Below are 14,464 nucleotides of genomic sequence, written 5' to 3'. Positions count from 1 at the left end.
CACCGCGGAGGAGGCCGATGATGGCAGGCCGTCCGGCCAGTTCGATGAACCGTCGGATTTCGATATCGGTGCTGTGCATGGCGGCGCTGTTAATCGGGGCGGTAACGGCGGCGACCGACTGGTCTACGCCTGCGCGGCGCGATCCGGCGCGCGCCCTGCTGCTCGGCCCTCGCGAGGCGTTTGTCGCGGGGGCGGGTCCGAATCCTCCGGTATTCGAAGTCACTGAACTGGTGTTGTTTCTCGCCGCGGGCACAGCGTTCGTCGGGACGGGTGTGATCGCATGGCGCAGAAGACCTTCCGATTTGACCGGCCGACTCGTCGTCGCTGCGGGATTGCTCTGGTTGGCGGGCGGGCTGCGCCGCTCCGGTGAACCGGCCGTCTTCACCGCGGCGATCATTCTCACGAATCTGTATCTGCCGGTCCTGATTCAGCTGATGCTGGGATTTCCGTCCGGCCGACTGCGCTATCGGTGGGAACGTGGGTTTGTCGGCAGCTGCTGGGTGCTCGCGACAGTCGGCGTCGCCGGTGAGTGGATCTTCTTCGACCCCCGCGCCGTCGCACTCGAGTCGCGGTCGACATCGGTGCATCTGCTGCTGATTCGGCACAACCCGGCGCTGGCCGAGATCGTGCAGATGGTGGTGGGTGCGCTCGCCGGTGGGGCCGGACTCGTGCTGGTGGTCGTCGTCCTCATCCGGTTGCGTACGCGATCGCCCGCCTATCGAGCCGGGTTCGCGCCTCTCGGGTTTGCTTGTCTGGTCGCCGTGCCGGTGACGATCGCGATTCTCGCCAGCGCGATCCGGTTCCCCGGATCGCAGACCGGATGGCTGCTCGACCTGCGCTATCCGACAACCGCTGTCCTGCCGTTGGCGATCGCGGTCGGTGTCGCGCGCTATCACGTCGCACGCGTCGCCCTCGCCGATGCGATGGTGGAAATCGGCAGCGCTTCGCTCGACGAGGGGTTCGTCGCGGCGTTGCGGCGGGCACTGCACGACCCTTCCCTTGAACTGTGGACCTATTCGCACCACGAACGCCGCTACGTCGATCACGACGGCAATCGCCGGGATCCGCGGATTACGGCGGTCGGGCGAGCCGTCACGGTGTTCGAACGAGACGGCACACCCGCGGGAGTTCTCGTCCACGACGAGTCGTTGCAGGCACAGTCGGAGTTGCTGGCCGCGGTGCGCGGCGCCGCCGAGCTCGCGCTGAATCACCAGCGGATGGACGACGAGTTGCGCAACCGGCTCGACGAAGTCAGGAGGTCGCGCCAGCGCATCGTGACCGCTGGCGATGAACAGCGGCGCCGGTTCGAGCGCGACCTACACGACGGGGCGCAGCAGCGTCTGGTCGCCGCATCGATCATGCTCGGCCGGGCGAAGCGTGCCGCCGACGAGCAGACCAGCCGCGGCCTGCTCACACAATGTGCCGACGAAATCGACTCCGCCCTCGCGGAATTGCGCGAGCTGGCCCGCGGCTGCTATCCGCCCGTCTTGTCCGAACGAGGCCTCGGTGCGGCGCTGACCTCACTTGCCGAGCGCGCCCAGGTCCCGGTCGAGATCACCGGAACGCTCGACGGTCGGCCCGACCGCGAAGCCGAACTGGCCGCGTATTACACCGCCGCCGAGGCCGTCACCAACGCGACGAAGCACGCCCACGCCACGCTCGTCCGAATCAGTCTCGACGGACACAACGACGAGCTCCGAATGATCATCTCGGACGACGGCCGAGGCGGCGCGACGCCCACACCGGGTGGTGGGCTCGCGGGCCTGTACGACCGGATATCGGCGCTTGACGGCCACCTCGAACTGGACAGCCCTGCCGATGCGGGGACCACCATCGAGGTCACCCTTCCGTGGCAGGTAGGTGAGAGGTCGTGACGCTGAAAGTCGTTCTGGCCGAGGACTCCCCATTGCTCAGAGCTGGAATCGCCCGGTTGCTCACGGACGAGGCGATCAATGTCGTCGGTCAAGCCGCCGATCCCGACACGCTTCTCCACATCGTCGCGGCCCACGTCCCCGACGTCGCCGTCATCGACATCCGGATGCCGCCCACTCACACCGTCGAAGGCATCGAGGCCGCCGCGACCATCCGCGCCGAGCATCCGTCGACCGCGGTCGTGCTGCTCTCGCAATACATCGAAACCGAACACCTCAACACCCTGCTAGCGTCCGGCGCCGCGGGGCTGGGCTACCTCCTCAAGGATCGCGTCGCCCATATCGGCGAATTCGTAGAGGCCTTGCACCGAGTGGCGCGCGGCGGGACAGCGATCGATCCCACGCTGATCGACCGAATTCTCGCGCGACCGCATCGGGTACGCCAGCCGATCGACGCATTGACCCTCCGTGAACGTGAAGTGCTCGCCCTCATGGCACAGGGCCGATCCAATCGAGCCATTGCCGCCGGACTGTTCCTTACCGAACGCACCGTCGAAACTCACGTCGGCGCCATCTTCGTCAAACTCGGCCTCGCACCCGAACCTGAGAACCACCGCCGCGTCCTTGCGGTGCTGACCCACCTCGACGCACAGCACAGCTGAGGGATGGCTGCGGCACTCTGTGGGCTGCCGGTGTCCGGATGGCCGGAATTGATGGATAGCGAAGGCTACTGGAGATTTTCAGTCGAATCGTGCCATTGCGGAAGGAGGTCTTCCGCAATGGGGTCGAGAGTGGTTCTCATGACGAACACAGGAGATATTCGCCCCTTCCGGATCGACATTCCGCAGGCCGAGCTCGACGAGTTGCGCGCGCGGCTCGCGAGCGCGCGGTTGCCTCGTTCGGTGCCAGGCACCGAATCCGATTGGGGCCGTGGCATTGCGCCGGATTATCTGCGGGAGCTGGCCCAGTATTGGCGCGACGGGTTCGATTGGCGGGCGCAGGAGGCCAAGCTCAATGCGTATGACCAGTTCACGACCGAGATCGATGGGCAGACCGTGCATTTCTTCCATGTGCGGTCGCCCGAGCCGGACGCGGTGCCGCTGCTGATCACGCACGGGTACCCGAGTTCGGTCGTGGAGTTCCTCGAGCTGATCGGGCCGTTGAGCGATCCGCGTGCGCACGGTGGGGATCCGGCGGATGCGTTCCATGTCGTGATTCCGTCGCTGCCGGGCTTCGGGTTCTCCACGCCGCTCGCATCGACCGGATGGGAACTGGCGCGCACCACCGAGGCTTTCGCCGAGCTCATGGCTCGGCTCGGCTACGAGAAGTTCGTCGCTCAGGGCGGTGATATCGGTGCGGGTGTGACCGGGCGCCTGGCCGCCACGCATCCGGAGCGGGTCATCGCGACGCATGTGAACAGTGACCGGGGCTCACTCGGTTTGGTGGGCGAGCAGCTGCCGATGCCCGAGGGTTTGACCGAGGACGAACTGGCCGCCATCCAGGCCGCGCAGGCCAGATGGAATCAGCAGAAGGGTTATCTGGTCCTGCAGTCCACCCAGCCCAACGCCATTGCCGCCGCATTGACCGATTCGCCGATCGCGCAACTGGCGTGGATCGCGGAGAAGTTCCAGGTCTGGACCGATCCGTCCCGCGCAACCGGCGAGGCGGTGGACCGCGACCTGCTGCTGACCAATATCAGCATCTACTGGTTCACCCGCAGTGGCGCTTCGGCCGCGCAATTCCTCTGGGAGACAGCACATTCCGGTATGGACTGGGTGGCGCCGTCGGGTGTGCCGCAAGGGTGGGCGGTATTCAATACCGATCCACTGATGCGCCGGGTGATGAATCCGGGCGGGTATATCGAGCACTTCAGCGAATACGCTGAGGGCGGTCATTTCGCCGCGCTGGAGCAGCCGCAACTCCTCGTGGACGATATCCGTACGTTCTTCCGCGCCTATCGCGGCTGATCAGGTGAAATGGGGGCGGGCTTCGGCTCGCCCCATTACGTCGTCAGGCGTACGCGCGAGTCTGTCCGCATACGGATGTCGCGGCTGTCGCCCCGGCCTACCGCTTCAGGTATGACTTGGAACGAAGTGAGCACGAGCAGTTTCGCGCTGCTGACCACTTACAAGAAGGACGGCACGCCGGTCGGCGCCCCCGTATGGGTGGCTCCGGACGGTGAGCGGATCGTGGTGTGGACCAATTCGAAGACCTGGAAGGTCAAGCGGATTCGCCGCAATCCGGCGGTGACCCTGCAGATATGCGACGGTCGTGGCCGCCCGAAGAGCGAGGAGAAGGTCGCTGGCAAGGCGGAGTTGCTGGATGCCGGGGGAACGCAGCGAGTGCGCGATCTCGTCTCGCGCAAATACGGGATCATCGGCACCGTGCTGATCCGTCTGCACAAGCTGTTCAAGGGCGCGGACGGATCCATCGGGATCGCGATTACACCGGCGTAGGTCAGGCCGATTCCGCGAGGCCCGCCGAGCGCCAGGTATCGGCGAGTTCCTGCAGCGGAATTTCCAGCGCAGCCGCCAATGACACGATCGTGCCGAATGCGGGCGTCGGCAGCCGCCCGGTCTCGATCTTGCGCAGCGTCTCCGGTGAAATTCCGGCTGCCTGGGCGATCCGAGCCGGATCGCGATCGGCGCGGGCGGCCCGCAGCCGGGCTCCGAGACGGCGACCGGCCTCGACCTGGGCGGGAGTCAGCGGAAGTCGGACCATGTGTCCATACTATGGACGGTATTTAAATACCGCAAGCTACCGCGGGGTCGGGTGCGCGAGGTTGCCGAGCGACTCCGCGAGCGGCGCTGTGCATCCCTGAAATCCGCCGACGGTGCAGCATCGGTGTCGTCAGAGAGATTTCATCGTCGGCGGGCAGTCTTGGCGAAGGTTTCCTCGGTCGTGCGATCGGGGATTCGCAGCAGACTGTTCGGGACGGAGGACATCTCGATGGTGCGACCGACTTCTATCAATACCGGTGTGTTCGATGCGGAGTATCAGGACACGCTGAAGACCCTGTCGAATGCTTCGGTGCATCGAAGGTTCGATCCATATCTCGATATCGATTGGGACTCACCGGAGTTCGCGGTCGAGCCCGACGACCCGCGGTGGGTGTTGTCGGCGGTGGAGGACCCGTTGGGGGGCACGCAGTGGTACCGGGATCTGCCGCTCGCGCGGCAGATCGAGATCGGACGGTGGCGAGAAGCCAACACGCTCAAGGTGGGGCTGGCGTTCGAGAGCATGCTGGTGCGGGGCCTCATGCAGTACGCGATCAAGCTGCCGAACCAGACGCCGGAGTTCCGGTATTGCCTGCACGAGCTCACCGAAGAGTGCAACCACATCCAGATGTTTCAGGAGCTGATCAATCGGATCGGCGCCGACGTTCCGGGTATGCGGCCGCTGCTTCGGATGCTGTCGCCGTACGTCGGTGTGCTCGGCGGGTACTGGCATACGGTGCTGTTCATCGGGATCGTGGCCGGTGAGGACCCCAACGATCGGCGACAGAAGGCGCTGATCCGGGAGGGGCGTGACCGCCGGTTACCCCCGGCACTGGTCAGGACCATGGAGATTCACGTCGCCGAGGAAGCGCGGCACATCTCCTTCGCGCATCAGTTCCTGCGCGTGCAGCTGGCGCAGAAGGGACCGCTCGGGCGGGCCTGGATCGGGCTGCTGTTCCCGCTGTTCATGCGCTGGCTGGCGGGGCAGATCATGACGCCCCCGCGATCGTTCGCCAAGCAGTTCGGTATTCCGAAAGAAGTGATGCGGGAAGCGTTCTGGCATGGTCCGCACGCCCGTGAGCTGATGCGAAGCTACTTCGACGATGTACGCACGCTGGTGGAGGGGCTCGGGCTGATGAACCCGTTCACCCGGCTGGTCTGGAAACTGCTGCGCATCGACGGGTTTGCCGCGCGCTACCGGGGTGAGCCGTACCGTGTCGCTCGCAGCGTGGCCTGATGTCTCATGTGGTGACGGAGTCGTGCTGCAACGATGCTTCGTGCGTCTACGCGTGCCCGGTGAACTGCATTCATCCCACTCCGGACGAAGCCGACTACCACACGGCCGAGATGCTGTACATCGACCCGGCGGCCTGCGTGGACTGCGGGGCCTGTGTCGCGGCGTGTCCGGTCGGTGCGATCAAACCGCACACCGAACTCGACGACAGCCAACAGGTGTTCCTTTCGGTGAACGCGGAGTTCTATCGGAAGCCGCGCTCACGCCCACTGCTCGCACCCTTCGTACCGCCGTTGACCGTGAGCACACGGCACGCGCCGTTGCGTGTCGCGATCGTCGGGTCCGGCCCGGCCGGAATGTATACGGCGGAAGAGCTTCTCACCGTTGCGGATGTGCGGGTCGATCTGTTCGAGCGACTCGACGCACCGTACGGGCTCGCCCGTTTCGGCGTGGCCCCCGACCATCGCGAAGTGCGGAAGATCCTGCGGCTGTTCGACCGCATCCGCGACGATCCGCGCGTGCGCGTGCTGTGTGGCGTCGAGATCGGCCGGGACCGCACCTATGCGGATCTGGCCGCGGCCTACGACGCGGTCGTCTACGCCGTCGGCGCGGTCGGGCGACGGCTCGACATCCCGGGCGGCGCATCGGCCGGTGTCGCCTCCGCGCCCGATTTCGCGGCCTGGTACAACGGGCATCCAGCGCTGAAGAACCGGGTCTTCGACCTGTGGCACCCCCGGGTCGTCATCATCGGCAACGGCAATGTCGCGCTCGACGTCGCGCGCATCCTGGTCACCGATCCGCAGCGGCTGGCCTCGACATCGATCTCCCCGTACGCGTTGGACACGCTACGGCGCAGCGGTGTCGAGGAGGTGGTGGTCGTCGGGCGGCGCGGACCGGCCGATGCCGCGTACACATTGCCGGAACTCATTGGTCTGCAATCGAATTCCGAGGTCGACTTCGTCGTTGCGGCAGAGGAGCTGGCCCGCGAGCAGCACCCGGATGCGCGTGTGGAGCTGTTGCGTGAGGTGTCGGCGCGCAGTGAGCCATCCCGTGGTGACCGGCCGCGCCGAATCGTATTGCGCCACCATCTGTCTCCGACACGTATCACTCACACCGGCCAGATCTCGCACGTCGAGTTCCGCCGCACCGGACCCACGGCAGCCGAGCAGGTCGAGTCGATCTCCGCGGGCCTGATCCTCACGGCTATCGGCCATCATGGCCGCTCGGTCGCGGGAGTCCCGTTCGACCACGCCGCCGGTGTCGTTCCCAACGAGCACGGCCGAGTGGTGGATCCGGCCCACCGTCGCATCGTCACCGGCACCTACGTCGTCGGCTGGATCAAACGGGGACCGACCGGATTCATCGGAACCAACAAGACCTGCGCTCAAGAGACCGTGCGAGCGCTGATCGACGACTACAACGCGGGGAAGTTGACCGGAGCAGCAAGGGAGTTAACCGTATGAGTACCAACGACAGTCGTGTCCACGATGTCGCCATCGTCGGTGGCGGCATCGGCGGAGCCGCCCTGGCGGCTGTTCTCGCGCGACACGGAGTGCGCGTCATCATGCTCGAAGGCGGCGGCCACCCGCGTTTCGCCATCGGCGAGTCGACCGTTCCCGAGACCATCCTCTTCCTGCGCGCGCTCGCACTGCGATACGACGTGCCCGAGCTGAGCAACCTGGCCTCGCACGGCCCGTTGCGCAGGCATGTGAGCTCAGCGTGCGGAGTCAAGCGCAACCTCGGCTTCGCGCACCACACCGAAGGCGTGCCGTTCAATCCGGCCGAGTGCACGATGAACCCGACTTTCGGCGCACCGCTGGGACCGGATGTGCACTTCTTCCGCCAGGACGTCGACGCGTACGCCTATCAGGTGGCGTTGTCCTACGGTGCCGACGGGCTGAATCGAACCTATGTGACCGACGTCGAATTCGATGCGGACGGGGTGACCGTGTCGACCGCCGATCGCGGCGAGTTCCGTGCCCGCTTCCTCGTCGATGCCGGTGGGATGAAGAGCATCCTCGGGCAGCGATTGAACCTGCGTGTGGAAGAACCGAGCTATCGGACGGCCACCCGCACAATCTTCAACCACTTCGTCGGCGTCGAGCCGTTCGATCGGTTGGTTCCCTCCCGTGAGCACAAGATGCCGAGTCCCTTCGCGCAGGGAACGCTGCATCATCTGTTCAAAGGCGGCTGGGCCTGGGTCATCCCGTTCGACAATCACAAGACCTCGACCAACCTGCTGTGCAGCGTCGGAATCAGCCTGGACTTGAACCAGTATCCGAAGGGCGACGAGTCGGCGGAGGAGGAATTCTGGCGTCACGTGCGCAGATTCCCGACCTTCGCCGAGCAGATGCGCAACGCCACCGCCGTGCATCCGTACACAGCGTCGACGCGGAATCAGTTCCAATCGACGAAGATCGTCGGCGAGCGCTGGTGCCTGCTGCCGCATGCGTCGGATTTCATCGATCCGCTGTTCTCGAGCGGTCTTTCGGTGACCTTCATGGCGTTGAACGCACTGGGCCACCGCCTGATCCGCGCGGTCCGCACCGACGACTTCGCCGTGGAGTCGTTCGAGTATCTGGAGACCTGGATCAAGAAGTCGTTCGCCTTCTACGACGACCTCGTCAGCTGCTCCTACTCGTCGTTCGACAGCTTCGAGTTGTGGAATGCCTGGTTCCGGGTCTGGGCGATCACCTCGGCGTATGGCATCAACGGCCTCATGGGGTCCATCTTCGCCTTCGACAAACACCGGAGCGCAACCGCATTCGATGCGCTGGAGCGGGCACCGTATCGAGGAGTCCAGGGCATCGACTACCCGCCGTGCGCGGAGATGTTCCGCGCGGCGTCGGTCGCGATGCAGGAGTACCGCGACAAGGAAATCGGCGTCGACGAAGCATGCGAGCGGATCTACGCCGCCATTCGCGACAGTCGGCTCTCCCCGCCGGTGTGGAAGATGCTCGATCCCGAATCCCGTTGCCCGGCACCGTCGTTGACGCTGGTGCCGATGTCGCAGGTCCTGTTCTGGGGCAAATACCTCAGTCCCGACCACGTGCGGGGACAGTACTTCACGAGCGGGTACATCGCCGTGGCGAAGATGTCGCTCGGCTACTTCCGTGGACAGCTGGAACAGAGTGGATCGACGGTCTACCAGGCGACGCGCGACCTGTTCTTCATTCGGAATCGCGACTGGCGCACGGTCGGTGGAGATATCCGGCAGGGGGAGCTGACTTCCTGAGCGGGTGTCGGATGCGGTCCTGACTGCGATGCCGGGCATCGAGGTCAGGACCGTTCGCCTGTCCAGTACATATGGACCGGGGGAAAACATGCTGTCGCCGGTGCGGCGTGACCTGATTCGGCCGAACTTCAGAATACGTCTTTTATTGTTCTGAAAGTTATGTCACGATCGTTGGACGGCTCTTACCGTGCCCGGGAGGAGAAGCAGTTCAATGGCTCGGAAGCTTGTTGTCCAGATAACCGATGATTACGACGGCGGAATCGTTTCCGACGGAAACGTCGAGTCCGTGTCATTCGGTTTGGATGGCGTGAATTATCGGATCGAGCTACGACCGGACAATGCGGAGAAGTTGCGCCACGACCTCGGAAAGTGGATACATGCCGCGCAGCGGGCGGACGATGGGCAGGACCGGCGGTTGCGGAGGGTGTCGGTCGAATGCGGGACGCGCTCTCGTGAGGAGTTGAACATCATCCGGGAATGGGCCGTCGGGCAGGGGTACCGGGTGGCGGCCCGCGGGCGAATCCCCGTGCGCATTCTCACCGCGTTCGCCGACGCGCATCTCGTGACCGGTGGTGGCGAGCACGAGGATGATCTGGCGCGCCAACGCGAGGCCGGCTAGTTCAGAAACCCGATGCGCGCAACGAACTCTCGTAGAAATCTTCGCGGGCAAGGACGGGGCCGCCGAGCGCATACTCGAACGCCGTGCGTAGTCCGCTGCCCGGCCGGACACCCAATTCGTCGCGCAGTACCTGTTCGGCCAGCTTGTACGCCTCGATGGCCTCGGTATGACGACCGACCCGGCGAAGCGCGGTGATCAGCTGTAGTCGCATCTGTTCGTTGAGCGGGTCATCGTCGATGAAGCGCTTCGCGTTCCCGATCACCCGGTGGTCGTGGCCGAGCGCGATCCACGCATCGAGCAGCAATTCACGGGCGGTTCGCCGAGCCCGGTGCAGTTCATCGGCGGCCGCCGCGGCCAGCGGTCCGTCCAGCACACCGAGCAGGTCGTGATCGTGCCACAGGTCCAGGGCTTCCTCGAGTACTGTGACCGTGCTGGACGGGGCGGCGGGACCCAGGGTCACCGCGTGCTCCACCTGAGTGAGGAACCGGTGCGCGTCGACCGCCGAAGGGGAGACGCCGAGCCGGTATCCCGACGGGGTTGATTCGAGCATTGTGCTTGCGGCGCCGGCACTTTGGCTGTTGAGCCAGCGTCGCAGGCGCGTCATGTGTGCGTGCAGGGTGTTCGAGGCGTTGCCGGTGGAGGCCAGCAGATCGAGCTCTTCGATCAGCTCGTCGCGTCGCACCTCATCACCGGCGCGCAGCGCGAGGACCGCGAGGATGGCCTGCAACTTCCGGCCGGGGAGCGTGGCCTCGACATCGTCGACGACCGATCGTATCGGGCCGAGAACCCGAAACTCTATTCTGGACATATGTTCATCTTTCCGTCTCGGTGGGCCGCACCAGGTAGACGACACTGTCCCGAGCAATGCGCGGATTCCGCGGCGTTCGTGAGATTTTCGGCGAGTATGCCGAAGACTGAGAATAGTTCTCGACCCGAACGTGGCCGCCAGAATATTACGCTTTGCTCTCCCCCCGGTCCTGCTTTGTGATCGATCGACTATTGCTATTACTGCCGAGCCTTCGCCGATTCGAATAATCGTCGATTGTGTTCGATGGGTCGCTATAGTCGACTATCGTCAGGCTATCATCGGGGTATGTGCGTGTCAATCGATGGGTAAAATGTCCGACAAGTGCGAATTCGATGCGGATATTCGTCATATCTGCGTACTTGTCCGGATATCAATCGGAAACAATTCGAATTCGGTCGGGGATGCGCTGCGGCAGTATTCCCCGCAGTACGACCAGCGCTGCCACATCGCCCTGGAGGGTGATTCGTCCGGTGGCGATCGCCTCGTCGAGGGCGAGGCGCCCAGCGCTCAGGTCGCTGATGGTAGCCGAATCGGAGATGAGCGTCGCATCGACCGGCCCGAGCGGACCGGCGGTCACCTCGGCCTTCCCGTTCCGGATCGACAGCAACGCCGAGGAGTCGCCGAGGCGGAAATGGTAGGTATAGGCCGCGTCGACCGCGCTCGCGTCGATGAACCGGGCAAGGACGACCAGCGTCCACTCGGCCTTGTAGGCGTCCTCGGGTCCGGGCGCGAACAGACGCCGCATTCCCCACAGCGCCAACGGAATCAGTGCCTCGGCCAGCTCGTTGCCCGACTCGGTCAGTTCGTAGACCACCGCGGCGGCCGGTGGCGGCAGTTTCCGGTGGCGGACGACCCCGTCCTCTTCCAGTTGCCGCAGCCGCGCCGCGAGTAAGCTCGAGCCGATCCCGTCGAGCGCATCCGAGAGATCGATGTAGCGCTTCGGCCCGGCCATCAGCTCGCGCACGATGAGCAACGTCCAGCGTTCCCCGACGATATCGAGACCTCTTGCGAGACCGCAGAATTGGTTGTAGGTGCGTCGAGCCACCGAGCCAGTCTAGCGACGCCGCCGTAAACCGGCGGGCGGTCGCTTCAGCGCCGTTTCAGTAGGGGTCAGGCCCGTTGCAGCGCTGCGGAAGATCGCTCGTCGACGACCCGGATTCCCACCGTCTCGAGCAGCCCCTGCACCTGGCGCAGGGCGAAGACCTCCTCCAAGCCGAAGCAGCCGGCGGACCCGGCTCCCTCGACGCAGTGCAGGAGTTCTTCGCCGAATACCGCGGCAGCGGCGGCGGCGTGGGCGTAGCCGCCGCGGCATTCGACAGTCCTGGTGGCGAGCCGAATGTCGCGGTGTTTCACCGACATCCAATGCATGATGGGTTCGGCACTCGGCTGGGCGGGCGGGGTGCGGCGGCCGATCAGAAACGGCGCCATCGGAACCTCGGACAGCAGGCCCAGCGGATTGAGCGCGACCACGGTGCTGTGCAGGCGCTGCCGGTCCAGATACGCGTACGTGCGCACGACCCGGCCGGCCGAGGTGTCCAGCAGCCACGCCCGTTCCCGCTCCGCGAATCCGAAACACCGCTTGCGGCCGATGGGTTCGGGAAGGTCGATCGACGCGGTGTCGTGCCGGGGCGAGCGGCGGTTGTAGACGCCGTGCCGTCCGATGGTGGTGAGATTCTCGTGCACGAACGCGACCCCGGCGCGGCCGCTCATTCCCGTGGCGGGCAAGCACATGACGAATTCGATCGTGTCGGCGTCGGGGTACTCGCCGAGCAGGTGAGCGATGACCAGATTCGTCACGCCGGGGGAGAGGCCCGCGTTCAGGACGACGGTGCCGTATGCGCGTTGCTGGGCCGCGCGCACGCGCAGTCGGCGTGCCGCGCTCGTGGGGATCGTCGCCAGATTGAGGACTCGGCCGCCGTGGTCGAGGACCCAGCGTTCGACCGTGAGGTCGTGGTCGGGAACGGTGTTGACGATCAGGTCGGCTCGGGATGCGGTGTCGTGCAACGTCTCCGGGCGAGTGAGGTCGATCCGCACCGTACCCGGAGCGCCGGCCGGGCGTCGGCTGCCGCGCAGTACCTGCCATCCGAGCTGAGCGAAAGTCGTTGCGACAGTGGAGCCGAGTACTCCGTCCGCGCCGACAACGAGCACAGTTCCCATCATCATTCGCTCCTCACTCTCGCGATAGAAAGCCGTCCCAGCTCGATACAGACCGACCGTAGGTCGCCTACATACTCAAAGTATGTCACGTGTTGCGCGGCTTGGCAACGAGGTCGAGACAGGTGGGCGCGCGGCATCGACGCTGATCCGGACGGTCGGCTCGCAGACGAGGGAACGGGAGTGTCACCGATCGCGCGCAGATGTGGCCGACCGGATGGCGTGCAGAGGTACGACGATCACGACGAGGGCGGCCACGGGCGCGATGACAGGTATCCACGGCAGGTGTACGGCCCCGACATCGGCCAGCAGGGCGATCGCGCTGAACGCGGCGGCTCCGGCTGCACCCGCACCGATCTCCCGGATCGACGCGGGAGTCCATTTCATCTGTGTGCCAACGAGATACACCGTGGCGCCGAGACCGGCGAGGGCGAACGACGCGGGGGAGGCGTCGAGCAGCACCAGCGTGACGGCCGCAACCGCTACCGCGGCGCACGCGGCGCGGACATCGCGCAGACCGGCGAGCGTGAGGACCGCCGTCACGGCGAGCGCCACGACGCCGATCACCGTGACCTCCGCGGTGCCTCGGATCGCTGCGGCAGGGCATGGATTACCTCCGCGAGTCGCTCCGATCCGCCCCAGCCGAGGACCTCGACACCGGCGATGCCCATGGCGCGGTGCAGGGCCGCGCGCTCGAACGACCACAGGCGCGCCACCAACGGATCCGGGTCGTCACGGAACGGGGTGGCCGACAGGACGTCAACGACCACGACTCGATACCCGCGCTTGCGTAATTCGATGAGCGACAAGGCGAATCCGCTCTCCAGCAGCGTGGAGAACGCCACGATCGTCGTACCTGCGGGCACCGCCGCCGGCGGTGGCACGCTGCCGGTGAACCGGATCGCCGGACCGTCGTCGGGATCGAGCAGCGCGTCGACGAGGCCGTAGAACTGGCGCCGCCCACCGCGCGTCGGCACCCACCGGGCCGCGGCGCCGGTGCATACCAGCCCGACCCGGTCGCCGTCGCCCAAGGCGGACCAGGCGAGTTCGGCGGTGGCGCGCACGGCCCGATCCAGGGCTTCGGGGTGCGCGCCGGTCGTGGACATCGACTCGTCGAAGAGCACCGCGACATCATTGGCGAGTTGCAGACAGCGCTCGGTGGTATGCAGGCTCGCCCGCCGTGCGGTCGCAGGCCAATTGACCGCCCGCAGTGTGTCTCCCGGCGTGAAGGCGCGAATGCCCGCGAATTCCTGGCCCGAACCACGCAACCGGGAATCGTGCCGTCCGATTCGCCGGGCGCGTGCTGTGCCGGACACCAGCACGGTGCCCGGGACTACCAGCGGGTGCACCACCAGCTCTGCGACGTGGTGCCGGGATCGGAGGCGGATGAGCCCACCGCCGACGACCGCGAAGAACTCGACAGGGATCGAATACCGCCCCCAGCGCCGGGCGGTGATCCGCAGTGTCAGGGAGGTGGATGTCTGTGCTCGGATCTCTATCTCCAGTCCCTCGACATCCGGCGGGTGTGCCATGTGCACTGCGCCGCGTGGCGCGATCGCGAAGACGAGATGGACTGCGACGGTGTCGGTTTCGATGCAGCGCACCTGCGCGGCGCGTCCTGGTTCGGCCCCGGCCGCCGTGACCCGGATCCGTTCGGTTGGCGTGCGCCAGCCCAGCGACACCATGCCGAGCATCGGCGCCGCGAAGACCACCAGCTGCGGTTCGGTCAGCGAAACCGCCAGCGCGAGAACCAGCCCCGAACAGGTTGCCAGCGCGACGGCGAGCGCGGTCGGATGGTAGGACGACCCCACGGGTGGGAGGTTGCG

At 65.7% G+C, this 14,464-nt stretch carries 14 protein-coding genes; 8 read left to right on the top strand and 6 right to left on the bottom strand.

Annotated features, from left to right (window positions below):
- The first annotated feature begins 77 nt into the window (after positions 1–77).
- The 4 genes from ACQPZ2_RS24120 (at position 78) to ACQPZ2_RS24105 (ending at position 4,327) form a co-directional block, all read left to right on the top strand.
- Complete coding sequence (locus tag ACQPZ2_RS24120; RefSeq protein ID WP_433520529.1) at positions 78–1,874, top strand: sensor histidine kinase; 1,797 nt, start codon at positions 78–80, stop codon at positions 1,872–1,874.
- A complete protein-coding gene (locus tag ACQPZ2_RS24115) occupies positions 1,871–2,533 on the top strand; it encodes a response regulator (RefSeq protein ID WP_433520528.1) in 663 nt (220 codons plus the stop codon). Before ACQPZ2_RS24120 ends, ACQPZ2_RS24115 begins: the two co-directional genes overlap by 4 nt.
- 138 nt (positions 2,534–2,671) lie before the next feature.
- The gene (locus ACQPZ2_RS24110; protein ID WP_433520527.1) at positions 2,672–3,838 is read left to right on the top strand and encodes an epoxide hydrolase family protein; all 1,167 of its coding nucleotides are present in this window, start codon (positions 2,672–2,674) and stop codon (positions 3,836–3,838) included.
- Between the two features lie 111 nt (positions 3,839–3,949).
- A complete protein-coding gene (locus ACQPZ2_RS24105) occupies positions 3,950–4,327 on the top strand; it encodes a PPOX class F420-dependent oxidoreductase (RefSeq protein ID WP_433520526.1) in 378 nt (125 codons plus the stop codon).
- A gap of 1 nt (position 4,328) precedes the next feature.
- On the opposite strand, the gene ACQPZ2_RS24100 is transcribed toward ACQPZ2_RS24105, so the two are convergent.
- Positions 4,329–4,592, bottom strand: coding sequence for a helix-turn-helix domain-containing protein (locus ACQPZ2_RS24100; protein ID WP_063042338.1), 264 nt, complete (start codon positions 4,590–4,592; stop codon positions 4,329–4,331).
- Positions 4,593–4,820: 228 nt separating this feature from the next.
- Here ACQPZ2_RS24100 and ACQPZ2_RS24095 point away from each other — a divergent pair, with 228 nt between their 5' ends.
- From ACQPZ2_RS24095 to ACQPZ2_RS24080, 4 genes are all read left to right on the top strand, one after another.
- On the top strand, positions 4,821–5,825 hold the full coding sequence (locus ACQPZ2_RS24095; protein WP_433527507.1) for an AurF N-oxygenase family protein: 1,005 nt from the start codon (positions 4,821–4,823) through the stop codon (positions 5,823–5,825).
- Entirely contained in the window at positions 5,825–7,285 is a 1,461-nt protein-coding gene (locus ACQPZ2_RS24090; protein ID WP_433520525.1) for an FAD-dependent oxidoreductase, read from the top strand. Before ACQPZ2_RS24095 ends, ACQPZ2_RS24090 begins: the two co-directional genes overlap by 1 nt.
- Complete coding sequence (locus ACQPZ2_RS24085) at positions 7,282–9,057, top strand: NAD(P)/FAD-dependent oxidoreductase (RefSeq protein WP_433520524.1); 1,776 nt, start codon at positions 7,282–7,284, stop codon at positions 9,055–9,057. Before ACQPZ2_RS24090 ends, ACQPZ2_RS24085 begins: the two co-directional genes overlap by 4 nt.
- A 211-nt stretch (positions 9,058–9,268) precedes the next feature.
- On the top strand, positions 9,269–9,676 hold the full coding sequence (locus ACQPZ2_RS24080; RefSeq protein ID WP_433520523.1) for a histone-like nucleoid-structuring protein Lsr2: 408 nt from the start codon (positions 9,269–9,271) through the stop codon (positions 9,674–9,676).
- Between the two features lies 1 nt (position 9,677).
- Here the strand turns inward: ACQPZ2_RS24080 and ACQPZ2_RS24075 are convergent, their stop codons facing one another.
- The 5 genes from ACQPZ2_RS24075 to ACQPZ2_RS24055 form a co-directional block, all read right to left on the bottom strand.
- Complete coding sequence (locus ACQPZ2_RS24075; RefSeq protein WP_433520522.1) at positions 9,678–10,484, bottom strand: AfsR/SARP family transcriptional regulator; 807 nt, start codon at positions 10,482–10,484, stop codon at positions 9,678–9,680.
- Positions 10,485–10,854: 370 nt separating this feature from the next.
- Positions 10,855–11,529, bottom strand: coding sequence for a winged helix-turn-helix transcriptional regulator (locus ACQPZ2_RS24070; protein WP_433520521.1), 675 nt, complete (start codon positions 11,527–11,529; stop codon positions 10,855–10,857).
- Between the two features lie 65 nt (positions 11,530–11,594).
- Positions 11,595–12,647: an NAD-dependent epimerase/dehydratase family protein gene (locus ACQPZ2_RS24065; RefSeq protein WP_433520520.1), complete on the bottom strand. Its 1,053-nt coding sequence runs from the start codon at positions 12,645–12,647 to the stop codon at positions 11,595–11,597.
- A 177-nt stretch (positions 12,648–12,824) separates the two neighbouring features.
- Positions 12,825–13,205, bottom strand: a complete 381-nt coding sequence (locus ACQPZ2_RS24060) for a hypothetical protein (RefSeq protein ID WP_433520519.1) — start codon at positions 13,203–13,205, stop codon at positions 12,825–12,827.
- The gene (locus tag ACQPZ2_RS24055) at positions 13,202–14,449 is read right to left on the bottom strand and encodes a DUF58 domain-containing protein (RefSeq protein WP_433520518.1); all 1,248 of its coding nucleotides are present in this window, start codon (positions 14,447–14,449) and stop codon (positions 13,202–13,204) included. Before ACQPZ2_RS24055 ends, ACQPZ2_RS24060 begins: the two co-directional genes overlap by 4 nt.
- Between the last annotated feature and the right edge of the window lie 15 nt (positions 14,450–14,464).

The sequence above is a fragment of the Nocardia pseudovaccinii genome, assembly GCF_050942345.1.
GTDB classification, from domain to species: Bacteria; Actinomycetota; Actinomycetes; order Mycobacteriales; family Mycobacteriaceae; genus Nocardia; species Nocardia pseudovaccinii.
This window is presented reverse-complemented; position numbering and strand designations above follow the sequence as displayed.

Excerpts from the sequence above, each read along its gene's own strand:
- ACQPZ2_RS24110 (WP_433520527.1), top strand. The coding sequence starts at position 2,672 with ATGACGAACACAGGAGATATTCGCCCCTTCCGGATCGACATTCCGCAG.
- ACQPZ2_RS24075 (WP_433520522.1), bottom strand. The coding sequence starts at position 10,484 with ATGTCCAGAATAGAGTTTCGGGTTCTCGGCCCGATACGATCGGTCGTC.
- ACQPZ2_RS24085 (WP_433520524.1), top strand. The coding sequence starts at position 7,282 with ATGAGTACCAACGACAGTCGTGTCCACGATGTCGCCATCGTCGGTGGC.
- ACQPZ2_RS24120 (WP_433520529.1), top strand. The coding sequence starts at position 78 with ATGGCGGCGCTGTTAATCGGGGCGGTAACGGCGGCGACCGACTGGTCT.
- ACQPZ2_RS24100 (WP_063042338.1), bottom strand. The coding sequence starts at position 4,592 with ATGGTCCGACTTCCGCTGACTCCCGCCCAGGTCGAGGCCGGTCGCCGT.
- ACQPZ2_RS24105 (WP_433520526.1), top strand. The coding sequence starts at position 3,950 with ATGACTTGGAACGAAGTGAGCACGAGCAGTTTCGCGCTGCTGACCACT.
- ACQPZ2_RS24090 (WP_433520525.1), top strand. The coding sequence starts at position 5,825 with ATGTCTCATGTGGTGACGGAGTCGTGCTGCAACGATGCTTCGTGCGTC.
- ACQPZ2_RS24095 (WP_433527507.1), top strand. The coding sequence starts at position 4,821 with ATGGTGCGACCGACTTCTATCAATACCGGTGTGTTCGATGCGGAGTAT.
- ACQPZ2_RS24080 (WP_433520523.1), top strand. The coding sequence starts at position 9,269 with ATGGCTCGGAAGCTTGTTGTCCAGATAACCGATGATTACGACGGCGGA.
- ACQPZ2_RS24065 (WP_433520520.1), bottom strand. The coding sequence starts at position 12,647 with ATGATGATGGGAACTGTGCTCGTTGTCGGCGCGGACGGAGTACTCGGC.